Below are 12,903 nucleotides of genomic sequence, written 5' to 3' on the forward strand. Positions count from 1 at the left end.
GCTGGAACCAAAAAATCCACCCGCATGCGGATGGACTGGCTTTAAGATCTTCTTAGTTCAGTTGATCCAGCAAAATTTTGAGTGAACTGGCGAGCTCTTCGGCTTTGACTTCAAGCGTCTCGCCAGTTTTGCGTAGCTTCAGCTCAACGATGCCATCGGTGGCCTTCTTGCCGACCGTGACGCGAACCGGCAAGCCGATCAAGTCGGCGTCGGCGAACTTGACGCCGGGCCGCTCGTTGCGGTCGTCGACCAACACGCTGAACCCAGCAGCGGTCAGATCCTTTTCGATGGTGGCGGTCAGCGTCTGCTGCTCGGCCTTCTTCAGGTTCACCGGCACCACATGCACATCGTAAGGCGCGATGGTCTTGGGCCAAACCATGCCGTTGTCGTCCAACGTTTGCTCCGCAATGGCGGACAGCAGTCGGGACACCCCGATGCCGTAAGAGCCCATGATGATCGGCTGGCTGCGGCCGTTCTCATCAAGGAAGGTGGCGCCCATCGCTTCGGTGTAGCGCGTGCCCAGCTTGAAGATGTGGCCGATTTCGATCCCGCGGGTGAACTTCAGCACGCCTTCCCCGTCCGGTGACAGCTCGCCTTCCGTGACGAAACGAATGTCAGCGAACTGTTCCGGGGTGAAGTCGCGGTCGAGGTTCACGTTCAAGTAGTGTTGACCGGCCGCGTTAGCACCGGCCACGAGGTTGACCAGGCCCTTCAGGCTGTTATCCGCGATCACCCGCACCGGCGCGGCCGCGCCAACGGGGCCGATGTTGCCGATCTCGGCGTGCATGGCGGCTTGTACCTGCTCCGGCGTTGCCAGGTCCAGGAAGTCGGCGCCGAGCAGGTTCTTCAGCTTCACATCGTTGACCTCGTAGTCGCCGCGCACCAGTGCGAGCACCGGCTGTTCATCGGCGATAAAGAGGACGGCCTTGATCAGCTGGGTGGCTGGCACGTCAAGGGCAGCCGTCACCTCGTCGATGGTCTTGGCGTCACCCGTGTCGACCGTTGTCAGGGCCGCGGCGTCTTCGTGAGACGGCTGCGGCACGGTCAGGCTGGTGGCCATTTCGAGGTTGGCCGCGTAATCGGAGGCATCGGAGTAGACGATCGTGTCCTCCCCGATCGGCGCGATGGCGGAGAACTCCTTAGAGTCCTTACCGCCCATCGCCCCACCGTCCCCGATGATCACGCGAAAATCGAGACCCAGGCGGTTAAAGATGTTGGTGTAGGCCTTTTCCATCTGCTTGTAGATGACGTCGAGATCCTCCTCGTTGGCCGTGAAGGAGTAGTCATCCAGCATGATGAACTCACGCCCGCGCAGCAAGCCGTAACGCGGCCGGTCTTCGTCACGGAACTTGGTTTGAATTTGGTACAGCACCAGCGGCATCTTCTTGTAGGAGTTCAGCTGGTTTTTCACCATGTCCGTGAAGGTTTCCTCGTGCGTCGGTCCGAGGATGAAATCGCGCTCGTGGCGGTCCTTGAACTTGAACAGGTTCGGGCCATAGGTCTCATAGCGCCCGGACTGCTGCCACAGCTCAGCCGGCAGGATGGCCGGCATCTGCATCTTCACGGCGTCGATTTTTTGCATCTCGTCGTCGATGATGGCTTCGATGTTTTGCAGCACCCGGTAAGCCAGCGGCAGGTAGGCGTAGACCCCGGCGGAGATCTGGCGAATGAAGCCAGAGCGCAACATCATCTGGTGCGACTTAGCCTCGGCGCTACTTGGGACTTCTTTAAGCGTGGGAATGAATAGACGTGATTGTTTCACAATTTGCCTCCAAAGCGTTGTTAGGGATCGCGGGTCAAAACGCCCGCATAATGTCGTTGATGGTGACGGCGATCAAAAGCGCGAACATCAGCCCGGCGCCGATCAGGGTGACCAGGCCTTCCTTGTCCTGCGACAGCGGCTTGCGCCGGATCATCTCGATCAGGTTCAAAAGAATTTTACCGCCGTCCAAAACGGGGATCGGGATCAGGTTCATGATGCCAAGGTTGATACTGAGCATCCCCAAGAACATCACAAGCGTGCCGAAGCCGCCGGCCGCCGCCTGACTGGTCATCGTGTAGATACCCACCGGCCCGGCAAGTTTGTTCAGAGAGAACTGCCCGGTGATCATCTGGCGCAGCACATGGAAAATCTGGCTGGCGATGTACCACGAAGTCGAGAAGCCGTACTGCACAGCGGTGCCCAGCGACCGGTCCACGGCAGGGGTCACCCCGATCAGCCCTTTTTGGCTGGGCGTGATGGTCAGCGTGGCCGTTTGGCCGGCCTGCTTGGCCACCACCGTCATCGCCTTGCCTTTGTTTTGGCTGACGATCGGGTTGAGGTCGGTGAACTTGCGAATCGCTTCGCCGTTGACGGACTGAATGGTCGCGTCCGCTTTCAAGCCGGCTTTAGCCGCCGGCGAGTTCGCCTGCACCTGCCCGATTTGGTTCGTGTTCAGGTTGGCGACGCCATTGGTCAGGGCAAACGCGAAGAACACGAGGATCGCCAAGATGAAGTTGTTCATCGGCCCGGCGAAGTTGACCAACAGGCGCTTCCACACCGGCGCGCTTTGAAACTGCACGTCAACCGGCGCGATCACCACCTCGGTGCCGTCGCCTTCGATCACGGTGGCATCATGGTCCACGTGCCAGGTCAACAGCTCGTCCTCATTGCCATTCGCGTAACCCTCAAGGGTGAGCGCGTGCACGAGGTCAATTGCACTGACCTGGACGGGAATGCCCCCTTGCAGCGTTGTTTTGTTGCTCAAGTTGATGCGCGTGACCACATTGGCTGCGTTCGTCTCAACACTCAGCATCGTCCCGGGCTTGATCTCGGTGTCCTCATCCTGCCAGCCCGCCATGCGGACGTAACCGCCCAGGGGTAGCAGGCGCAGCGTGTACGTGGTGTGGTTACGCCGCCAGGCCACAAGCTTTGGTCCCATGCCGATGGAAAATTCCCGCACCAAGATCCCGGCCCACTTGGCGAAGATGAAGTGACCGAACTCATGCACCAGCACCAAGATGACGAAGACGATCAAAAACGCAATGATTGTCGTCATAGGTTGCCCTCCTTAGGATTCAGACGATACCAAACAGGTGAAGCATTGGCAGGACCAACAGCAGGCTGTCAAAGCGATCCAGGATGCCACCGTGACCCGGCAGGATTTTGCCGGAATCCTTCACGCCGTAGTAGCGCTTCAGGGCGGATTCGACAAGATCCCCTAGCGATCCCACAATGCTCAGCACCAAGGCGATGCCCATCATCGGCCAAAAGCCGTAGAACTGCGGGAAAAACTGCAGGTAGATGGCGGCAAACACCAGTGCCCAGAGGTTGCCGCCCAGCGACCCTTCCCAGGTCTTGTTGGGGCTGATGGCTGGCCACAGCTTGTGCCGCCCAAACGCACGGCCCATAATGTACGCGCCCGAGTCCGTCAGCCACACGACCAACAGCGCGAACATCAGCGTGTCGAGCCCCGCATCATTGCGAACGGTGATCAGGTTGTGGAAGCCGGTGCCGATGTAAAACAGCGACAGGGTCGCGATGCCGACATCATCATACGTTGTCTTGTTCTTGCTGGCCACGGTATGTAATAAAAGCAGCACCACCACAACGTAGATCAGGTCTAAGCGCGTGATGAAGTGGGGCAGCCAGTCGAACAGGCGGTCCGGCAGTGTCACGATCAAAACGCCGAGACTTGCGATCAAAAAGTCCACCGACATGATAATGCGCTTGCGCATGATAAAAATTTCGGACATGGCAACGACCGCCAGCAGTGCCGCGGCGACCTCGAGCCACACGCCACCCAGGTACAGAATCGGGATGAAGATGGCCAGCGCCACCACTGCGGTAATGACACGTTGTTTCATAGAATCCTCCTCAAAAACTAGTGCAACCCGCCGAAGCGGCGGTCGCGGCTTTGATATTGAGCAATGGCGGCCGTTAAGACAGCCGGGGTAAAGTCCGGCCACAGCACTGGCGTGAACACCATCTCGCTGTACGCCAGCTGCCACAGCAGGAAGTTCGAGATGCGCTCCTCCCCGCTGGTGCGAATCAGCAGATCCGGATCGGCCAGCGGACCAAGCGGGGCTGTCATCAGGTGCGCGGCAATCGTGTCATCGCTGATGGCCGCAGGGTCCAACGTCCCCGCCTGCACGGCACGCGCAATCGCCTGAGTCGCCAACCGCAACTCATCGCGGCCCCCGTAATTCAGCGCGAAGTTCAGGATCATTCCTGTATTCTTAGCGGTGTCGGCCATCGCGGCCTGCGCCGCCTGCCGCGTTTTGGCCGGCAGCGCCTCAAGCTCGCCCATCACCTGCACCCGCACATTCTCCGCGATCAGCTCCGGCATGAACACGCCGAAAAAATCGACCGGCAGGCTCATGAGGTAGTTGACCTCGGAGTCCGGTCGCTTCCAGTTCTCGGTGGAAAAGGCGTACAGCGTGAGCGCCTTGATACCCATGCGACTGGCCGCCTTGGTGATGGTCTTAACGTTCTCCATCCCCTGCTTGTGCCCGGCGATGCGAGGCAAAAAGCGCTTCTTCGCCCACCGGCCGTTCCCGTCCATAATGATGGCGACATGCGCGGGGATGCGCGCGGGGTCCAATTGCGGCGTGACTTCTTTATCCGTGAACACGCAGGTTCCTCCTTGCGGCGCGTAGGGCGCACCAAACTCATTCTAGACGATTGTATCAAACCTTGCCCCTTGCAACAACACAAGGCGCCAGTGGCCAGCGGGTCAGCACCGCGTTCTTAACGAATCCTTTGCGAACACAAAAAGAGACGCACACGGCGTCCCTTATCGGTGAGGCGTGATCAGCCTTCCTTGATTTCTTTTTCTTTGTCCGCAGCGATGGCGTCGATGCGCTTGGTCGCGTCATCGGTGATCTTCTGCACGTCTTTTTCCGCGCGGTGCAGGTCGTCTTCGGTGATCTCGGACGCCTTTTCCTGCTTCTTGAGCTTGTCGAGCGCGTCGCGGCGAATGTTGCGCACCGCGATCTTCGCCTCCTCGGCGTACTTGCCGACTTCCTTGGCGATCTCCTGCCGGCGTTCCCCGGTCAGTTGCGGGATCACCAGGCGGATCGCGTTGCCATCGTTGGCCGGGTTGATGCCGAGGTCCGACATGTTCAGCGCGGCTTCAATGTTCTTGAGCGCCGTTTTGTCGTAAGGCGTGATCATCAGAACGCGTGGTTCCGGAATGGTGATCGCGGCCATCTGGTTGAGCGGCGTTGGGGCGCCGTAATATTCCACCTCAATGCGGTTCAACAGGCTTGCGTTCGCGCGGCCGGCGCGAATGTTGCCGAGTTCGCGGGCCAAGGCCTCTTCGGACTTGCCCATCTGCGTCTTTGCTGCTTCAATCGTCGCGTTTGCCATGACTATTTCCCCTTAATGGTCGTCCCGATGTGTTCACCTTCAACGACCCGCTTGATGTTGTCTGGTTCATTCAAATTAAATACGACTAACGGAATATCGTTATCCATGGACAGCGTGCTTGCGGTGGAGTCCATCACGTGCAGGCCTTTGTTGATGATGTCCAAGTGGCTGAGCTCGGTGAACTTGACCGCGGTCTTGTCCTTGTTCGGATCCGCAGAGTACACGCCGTCAACCCCGTTTTTGGCCATCAGGATGACATCGGCGTTGATTTCCGCCGCCCGCAGCGCACTGGTCGTATCCGTGCTGAAGTACGGATTCCCGGTGCCCCCGGCAAAAATCACAACGCGTCCTTTTTCAAGGTGACGGACGGCTTTGCGGCGGATGTACGGTTCAGCGATCTGCCGCATCTCGATGGAGGTCTGCACGCGCGTCGGCACGCCCAGGCTTTCAAGGTTATCCTGCAGCGCAAGGCCGTTCATGACCGTGGCCAGCATGCCCATGTAGTCCGCCTGCGCGCGCTCCATGCCCATCTCGGCCCCGGTTTCCCCACGCCAGATATTGCCGCCGCCGCAGACAATGGCGATCTGCACGCCCATGTCGTGGACCGTCTTGATCTGCTCAGCAATCTTCTTGATGACCGGCGGCTTGATGCCAAAGCCTTCTTCGCCGGCGAGGGCCTCCCCGCTGACTTTGAGTACGATTCGCTTGTATTTGACCATGTTCACGTTTCCTTCCGTTAATTGCTGATAACAGTTTACCATAATCCGAACGGCTAAACGAGTTGGAATACGCTCGGACAGTGAAGTTCCGCGCTCAGTCAAGTGCCTTCGTTGCCACCCACTCGCACCAGCCCAGCTTAAACCCTGCCCGCACGGCCACATTGAGCGATAGCACATGGGAGAACTGGGTGCCGTACACCGGTGTGATCTGCGGCTCATCCGCCTGGATCCGCGCCGCCAGCAGCTGCACAAGTGCCGCTGCGCCACCGTGCCCCGCGGCCGCAGCCGTCTGGTGGGCCACGCCAAACTCCCACGTGTCGCGGCCGTTTTGGCTGGCACCACAGGCCGTTTGCAGCTGACCATCGCGGTACAGCCCCACCCCCAGTCGCGCAGTGTCGTCGTCAGCAAACGCCAGCGGGACGTTGGCTCGCGCCTGCTCGGTTCGGGTCAGCCAACGCACGCCGGCCAACGTCGGCGCCTTCAGCGGCCCGCGCGGCACCCAAAACGGGCCGGCCAGGCTCAGCGTCAAGCCAAACGGGTGCAGGCATGCCGCCAAGGTGCGCTGGGTCGCCTGCTCCGCAAACCAAGCGGCATCGGTGTGTGCAAAGTGGTCGGCTAGCGCCTGTGTCACTGCGCTGTTGCTGGCGCGGACGAAGAGCTGGCCGGCATAGGCGACGATGTCCACCGCCCCCTGGGCCCACCAGCGACTGCCCGCTTGCGGCGGCGCTGTGATGAAGCGATTTTGCTTGGGGTGCACAAACCAGTCCTGTGGCGCGTTGAAGTCCAAAGCGAATTGTTGCGTTAGGTCTGCCATTTGGTTCTCCTCTGCCGCTCGTTTAACTGCGGCACGTATCAAAAAAGCGTGCCGCAGCACGCTTTTAGCGAGTCATTACTTGATCTGACCCATCACTTCGTCAACGAAGTTATCTTGCTTCTTTTCGATCCCTTCGCCGACTTCAAACCGCACGAAGCCCTTGACGGCACCGTTCTTGCTCTTGGCAAATTCTGCCACGGTCATGTCGGAGTCCTTGACGAATTCCTGATCGACCAAAGAGATCTCGGAGAGCCACTTGTTGACGCGGCCTTCAACGATGCGTGGGACGATCTTCTCCGGCTTGCCTTCGTTGAGGGTCTCTTCGGTGAAGACCGCCTTTTCGTGTTCGAGGTCCGCAGCCGGCACATCGTCGCGGCTCAAGAACTTCGGGTTGATCGCAGCCACGTGCATCGCGATGTCACGTGCGGCCTCTTCGTCCGCGCCTTCAACCGTGACCAAAGCAGCGATCTGGCCGCCGTTGTGCAGGTAGGCGCCAAAGTGGTCGGCATCCGTCTTTTCAACGAGCTGGAAGCGGCGGAAGCTGATCTTTTCACCGATCACGGCGGTCAGCGCCTTGGCGGCTTCGTCGATGGTCTGGCCGTTCAGGTCCAAGGCCAAAGCAGCGTCTTGGTCAGCTGGCTTGTTGGCCGCAACTGCCGCCCCAACCTGCTTCACGTAGTCCTTGAACTTGTCGTTGGCCGCCACGTAGTCGGTTTCGGAGTTCACTTCGATGATCGCCGCGGTGTTGCCGTCGATGGTGATGGCAGCCAGACCTTCAGCAGCCACGTTGCCCGCCTTCTTAGCCGCCTTGGCCAGCCCTTTTTCGCGCAGCACGTCGATGGCCTTGTCCATGTCGCCGTCAGCGGCAACCAAAGCCTTCTTCGCGTCCATCATGCCGACCTGAGTGCGGTCGCGTAATTCCTTCACTTGTGCAGCAGTAATAGCCATTGTTGTTCCTCCTGTGTGGTTAGTCTCGTACTTTAATTAAACCGAACTCGCGCAAAATGCGCAATGATTTTCACAAGAATAGCCGCCGATTGTCTTGCAACAGTATGCGAAACGATCGGCGGCCATTTTATAGCGTATTATTCGGCATCCTGGTTGTCGCCTTCAACGGCTTCAACGATGTCTTCGATGGAGTCAACTTTGGCGTCGCCAGCAACCTGCTGGTCTTCGCCTTGGTCTTCGCCCTGGTTGCCTTCAACGATCGCATCAGCCATCTTGGCCGTGATCAGACGAACCGCACGGATCGCGTCATCGTTAGATGGGATGATCACGTCGATGTCATCTGGGTCGGTGTTCGTGTCGACCATCGCAACGATCGGAATGTTCAGCTTTTGCGCTTCCTGAACGGCAATCTTTTCCTTGCGTGGGTCAACGATGAACAGCACGTCTGGGATGCGTGGCATGTCTTCGATCCCGCCGAGGAACTTGGTCAGCTTTTCCTGCTGCTTCTTGAGCAGGGCAACTTCCTTCTTCGGCAGCTTGTCGAACGTGCCATCTTCGGCCATCTTCTTGATGTCCTTCAGACGCTTGATCCGGGTCTGGATGGTGTTCCAGTTGGTCAGCGTGCCACCGAGCCAACGGTGGTTCACGTAGAACTGGCCGGCGCGGGTCGCTTCTTCAGCAATCGCGTCTTGGGCCTGCTTCTTCGTGCCGACGAACAGGAACACGCCGCCGTCTTGGGCTTCGTCCTTGACGAAGTTGTAGGCGTCGTCGACCATCTTAACGGTCTTTTGCAGGTCGATGATGTAGATCCCGTTGCGTTCCGTGAAGATGAATGGCTTCATCTTAGGGTTCCAACGACGGGTTTGGTGACCAAAGTGGACACCGGCTTCAAGCAACTGCTTCATGCTCAATACAGACATGTGTAGTCCTCCAATATGGTTTTTTCCTCTTCCGGGGCTCACCTCGCAAGCAGACTGCACAGCAGCACCGCGCCCGCGATCACACCGGAATGTGAGTTGTGTTTTCACACTTGGTCAATTATACCGACACGCGCACGAATTGACAAGCATTTTTCCTTGACTCAGGTTGAGTGACAATGCCCGGCCGCCGATCCAGCCAATGCCACTGCCGACTCCGGCGGATGGCGTTCAGTGCCGCACGCCCTTCAGCGTGGGGCACGGCACATTGGGTCACGCTGCTGCGCGGGTTTCACGGTCAGGCCCGGCCCCCAGGGATTTAGCCCTGCCGCCAGTCCACGTCATGCGCGCGCAGGAAGGCCTCCTTGGCCGCGCGCGATTGGTGTTTGAAGTGCCACTCGGCCGACAGTGCATCATGTTTTTCGGCAAAGGCCTCGGCAAAAAGCAGCCGCACCGGGCGGCGGGCGGCGGTGTACTTCGCGCCCTTGCCGGCGTTATGGGTGGCCACGCGCTGGCCGACATCATCGGTGAACCCGCCGTAAAAGGTGCCATCCGCACACAGTAGCACATAAAAATAGTAGGGTTTAGCCATAAAGCAGTCGTGCGACCTCCTCACTGTACTGGCCGTCTGCGCTGTACACGGTCAGCGGCGGCAGGATGCGAATCCCATCAGGCTTGCCAGAGCGAATGCCTTCGATCAGGACCATGTTCGCCTCTCGGTCAGCTTTCGGGTGAATGAAGCGCAGTCGCTTGGGGGCCAGCTTCGCCGCAGCCATGGTGCTCAAAAGCTCCTGCAGACGGTCCGGCCGGTGGACGAAGAAGGCCTTGCCCTGATACCTGAGCAACGCAGCAGTGGTCGCGCACACGGTCGCAAAATCCGTGGTCAGCTCGTGGCGAGCCAGCGCCAGGTGGGCGTTGGGGCTCTTCACGCTTTGCGCGCTGACTTTGAAGTACGGCGGGTTGCAGGTCACGACATCCACACTGTCCTTCGGCACCACCGTGGTGGCCTGCGCCAAGTCCAGCGTGTGCACGTCCACATGGGCCATCTGATTCAGCACCACGCTGCGCTGGGCCATGTCGGCCAGCCGTGGTTGCAACTCGATCAGCGTCACTTGACCCGTCGTGCGCGGTGCCACGAATAGGCCGACCGCGCCGTTCCCTGCAGCCAGGTCGACCACCCGACTCTTAGGCCCGACTTGAGCGAAGTCTGCTAGCAGCACCGCGTCCAGCGAGAACGCGAATACGTCTGGGCTTTGAATGATCTGGACCCCCGCGCCTTGCAGGTGGTCGATGCGCTCATCCGCGCGTAATTCCATGTGGTGGTCCCCCTTTTTCACTGCTTCCCATCATATCATGTTTCACGTGTTCGGCGGGTTACAGTTGGTCGATGCCGGTTTCAATGGTATAATTCTACGAGATATTTTATAAAGAAGGAAGACGCCATGTTCTTTACATTCATCCGCGGGGTGGCCCGCGTGCTCGTGTTCCTCATCAACGGGAACACCCATTACGAAAACCGCGAAGCGCTCCCTGACGGGCCTTACGTGCTGGTCGGTCCACACCGCACCTGGTGGGACCCGATCTTCTTCGCCTTGGCCGGTGCCCCGCGCCAGTTCGGCTTCATGGCCAAAGAGGAGCTGTTCAAAAACCCGGTGCTCCGCTGGATCCTGGTGCACGCCAACGCGTTTGGCGTCAACCGCGCCAACCCTGGCCCAAGCGCCATCAAAACGCCGGTCAAGCTGCTCAAGCAAGGCAAGCTGTCCATCATCATCTTCCCGTCCGGCACGCGGTACTCCAACGAGCTCAAGGGCGGCGCAGTGCTGATTGCCAAGCTCGCCAAGGTCCCGATCGTGCCCGCCGTGTACCAAGGGCCGGTCAAGTTCTCTCAGCTGTTTTTGCGCAAACGCGTCACCGTCCGCTTCGGCACCCCGATCACCGTACCCAGTGGCCGGTTGACCGAGGACGCGACCAAAGCGTTGGGCGACCAGATGCAGGCGGCGTTTGACGCCATCGACCAAGCCATCGACCCCAACTTTGCTTACGTCCCGGACACGACCAAATACGAGGCGGAAAAGCAGCAGGGCAAGCTCAAGTAACTCACGACAGAATTAGATAAGAGGACATTCACTCATGACTTTTTGGCACCGTTTGACGGCCAAACCCGACCTGGCTAAGACACTCAACGCCGATCACCAGCTGGCCCGCACCCTGACCACGCGCGACTTGATCGCGCTGGGCATCGGCGCGGTGATCGGCACCGGGATCTTCATCTTACCAGGCACCGTCGCCGCAACGACCAGTGGGCCAGCGATCACGCTGGCCTTTGTCTTGGCCGCCGTTGTCTGCAGCCTTGCCGCAATGTGCTACGCGGAGTTCGCCTCCGCCTTGCCTGTGGCCGGCTCCGCGTATGCGTACGGCAACATCGTGTTCGGCCAGGTCTTCGGCTGGATCATTGGCTGGGCACTCATTCTCGAGTACATGCTGGCGGTGGCCGCCGTGTCGACCAGCTTTGCGGCGTACTTCGCCTCCCTGCTGTCCGGCTTCGGCCTTCAGCTACCCCAGGCGCTGTCCGGGGCCTTTGACCCGCCGCATGGCACTTACTTGAACCTCGTGGCCGTCTTGGTCGTCTTGATCATCGGCTTCATGCTGTCGCGAGGCATGACCACCTCGATGAAAGTCAACCGCGCCATGGTGGTGGTCAAGCTCGCCATCATCGCCCTGTTCGTCATCGTTGGGGCGTTTTACATTCGGCCCCTCAATTGGCAGCCTTACCTCCCATTCGGCGCCAAGGGCGTGCTGGCCGGCGCATCGCTCGTCTTTTTTGCCTACCTCGGCTTTGACGCCGTGTCCGCGTCCGCCCCGGAAGTGAAAAATCCGCAGAAGACACTGCCACGCGGCATCATCGGCACGCTGGTCATCGCCACCGTGCTGTACGTCGCCGTCGCCGTCGTCTTGACCGGCATCGTCTCCTACACCCGGCTTGACGTGGCCGATCCGGTCAGCTTTGCGCTAGCCGCCATTCACCAGCCGCAGCTCGGCGGTATCATCGCCATCGGGGCCTTAGCCGGCATGTTCACGATGATGGTCACCATGATCTACTCCTCCAGCCGCCTGGTTTACGCGATCGGTCGCGACGGGCTTTTGCCAAAGTGGTTCGGCAAGGTGGTGCATCAGCTGCCGCTGAACGCGCTGTGGACCGTGACGCTGATCATCGCCATCATGGGCGGCCTCGTACCGCTCACCCAGCTGGTCAACCTCGTCAACATCGGGACCCTGATCGCCTTCGCCTTTGTCAGCCTCGGCATCATCCCCCTGCGGCGTCACGCGCAGATCGCCAACCCCGGCTTCAAAGTCCCAGGTTACCCAGTGGTCCCGATCCTCTCATTTCTCTTCTGCTTGCTGCTGATGAGCCAGCTGAGTCGGGAAACCTGGCTGATGAGCGGCGTGTGGTTCGCGCTGGGCATGTGCGTCTACTTCGCTTACGGCTTCCGGCACCAGCCCCAAGACTAGTGCCCTAGCGGCTGAGACTTCATTAACGGCCCAAGAATGAACCACGACTATTCCAGACACCAAAAGCGCCGCCGAGCCGTATAAGCATGGCCTCCTATAAAACCTAAATTCGGGTTTTACAGGAGGCCATGCTTATATTCTAGGCTAAAACCGCTTGTTGCCTCAGCCTCTACAGCACATGCTGATAGTGCAACCAGCCACTTTCGCGCGTGCCGACCTGCTCATACAGGTGCTGCGCGGTGGCGTTGCTGGTGCGCGTCACCCAGTCAACGGCCACACAATCCTGCGCTTGTGCCCAATCGAACGTTGCCTGCATCAGCAACCGTGCGATGCCTTGGCGGCGGACGCTGGGCGCAACGAACAAGTCGTTTAGCGTCACCGTCCGGCGCAGCGCCCGCGTTGAAAAGCCAAAGTACAGCAGCGCAAAGCCCACCGGCTGCGGCCCTTGAGTGGCAACCAGCAGGCCCCCGATCGGGTTCGGTTTGCTCATCGCGATCAGGTGCTCGCGCATCGCCACCGGGTCGACGGTCAGCGGCACCGGACTGCCAGCATAGTAAGTCTGCATCAGCGGCACCAACGCGGTCGCATCGTGCGGTTGGGCGGGACGAATGTCTGTCATCGGTGCACCTCCTTGTGGCTTCGAGT

Annotated in this window: 14 protein-coding genes; 2 read left to right on the forward strand and 12 right to left on the reverse strand. The window is 59.6% G+C overall.

Translation table 11 applies throughout. The features are described from left to right. Positions 1 to 52: 52 nt before the first annotated feature. The 11 genes from EKM88_RS06350 to EKM88_RS06400 form a co-directional block, all read right to left on the reverse strand. The gene (locus EKM88_RS06350) at positions 53 to 1,762 is read right to left on the reverse strand and encodes a proline--tRNA ligase (RefSeq protein ID WP_125704326.1); all 1,710 of its coding nucleotides are present in this window, start codon (positions 1,760 to 1,762) and stop codon (positions 53 to 55) included. 34 nt (positions 1,763 to 1,796) lie between these two features. Continuing rightward, the gene (rseP, locus tag EKM88_RS06355; RefSeq protein ID WP_125704328.1) at positions 1,797 to 3,038 is read right to left on the reverse strand and encodes an RIP metalloprotease RseP; all 1,242 of its coding nucleotides are present in this window, start codon (positions 3,036 to 3,038) and stop codon (positions 1,797 to 1,799) included. A 19-nt stretch (positions 3,039 to 3,057) separates the two neighbouring features. Further along, entirely contained in the window at positions 3,058 to 3,846 is a 789-nt protein-coding gene (locus EKM88_RS06360) for a phosphatidate cytidylyltransferase (protein ID WP_125704330.1), read from the reverse strand. A gap of 17 nt (positions 3,847 to 3,863) precedes the next feature. After that, positions 3,864 to 4,613, reverse strand: coding sequence for an isoprenyl transferase (locus EKM88_RS06365; protein WP_125704332.1), 750 nt, complete (start codon positions 4,611 to 4,613; stop codon positions 3,864 to 3,866). Between the two features lie 179 nt (positions 4,614 to 4,792). Beyond that, complete coding sequence (frr, locus tag EKM88_RS06370; RefSeq protein WP_125704334.1) at positions 4,793 to 5,350, reverse strand: ribosome recycling factor; 558 nt, start codon at positions 5,348 to 5,350, stop codon at positions 4,793 to 4,795. Positions 5,351 to 5,352: 2 nt separating this feature from the next. Further along, positions 5,353 to 6,069, reverse strand: a complete 717-nt coding sequence (gene pyrH, locus EKM88_RS06375) for a UMP kinase (protein WP_125704336.1) — start codon at positions 6,067 to 6,069, stop codon at positions 5,353 to 5,355. Between the two features lie 94 nt (positions 6,070 to 6,163). Then, positions 6,164 to 6,883, reverse strand: a complete 720-nt coding sequence (locus EKM88_RS06380; RefSeq protein ID WP_125704338.1) for a GNAT family N-acetyltransferase — start codon at positions 6,881 to 6,883, stop codon at positions 6,164 to 6,166. A gap of 75 nt (positions 6,884 to 6,958) precedes the next feature. Beyond that, positions 6,959 to 7,831, reverse strand: coding sequence for a translation elongation factor Ts (gene tsf / locus EKM88_RS06385; protein WP_125704340.1), 873 nt, complete (start codon positions 7,829 to 7,831; stop codon positions 6,959 to 6,961). Positions 7,832 to 7,968: 137 nt separating this feature from the next. Next, positions 7,969 to 8,751, reverse strand: a complete 783-nt coding sequence (gene rpsB / locus EKM88_RS06390; protein ID WP_125704342.1) for a 30S ribosomal protein S2 — start codon at positions 8,749 to 8,751, stop codon at positions 7,969 to 7,971. A gap of 316 nt (positions 8,752 to 9,067) precedes the next feature. Next, positions 9,068 to 9,340, reverse strand: coding sequence for a GIY-YIG nuclease family protein (locus EKM88_RS06395; protein WP_125704344.1), 273 nt, complete (start codon positions 9,338 to 9,340; stop codon positions 9,068 to 9,070). After that, positions 9,333 to 10,064: a tRNA1(Val) (adenine(37)-N6)-methyltransferase gene (locus tag EKM88_RS06400; RefSeq protein WP_125704347.1), complete on the reverse strand. Its 732-nt coding sequence runs from the start codon at positions 10,062 to 10,064 to the stop codon at positions 9,333 to 9,335. Before EKM88_RS06400 ends, EKM88_RS06395 begins: the two co-directional genes overlap by 8 nt. Before the next feature lie 126 nt (positions 10,065 to 10,190). Between EKM88_RS06400 and EKM88_RS06405 the strand changes: the two genes are divergently transcribed. After that, positions 10,191 to 10,844, forward strand: coding sequence for a lysophospholipid acyltransferase family protein (locus EKM88_RS06405; protein ID WP_125704349.1), 654 nt, complete (start codon positions 10,191 to 10,193; stop codon positions 10,842 to 10,844). A 34-nt stretch (positions 10,845 to 10,878) separates the two neighbouring features. Continuing rightward, the gene (locus EKM88_RS06410; RefSeq protein ID WP_125704351.1) at positions 10,879 to 12,258 is read left to right on the forward strand and encodes an APC family permease; all 1,380 of its coding nucleotides are present in this window, start codon (positions 10,879 to 10,881) and stop codon (positions 12,256 to 12,258) included. 169 nt (positions 12,259 to 12,427) lie between these two features. Here the strand turns inward: EKM88_RS06410 and EKM88_RS06415 are convergent, their stop codons facing one another. Further along, entirely contained in the window at positions 12,428 to 12,877 is a 450-nt protein-coding gene (locus tag EKM88_RS06415) for a GNAT family N-acetyltransferase (RefSeq protein ID WP_125704353.1), read from the reverse strand. Positions 12,878 to 12,903 lie beyond the last annotated feature (26 nt).

The organism is Lacticaseibacillus daqingensis (genome assembly GCF_003946115.1).
Lineage (GTDB): Bacteria > Bacillota > Bacilli > Lactobacillales > Lactobacillaceae > Lacticaseibacillus > Lacticaseibacillus daqingensis.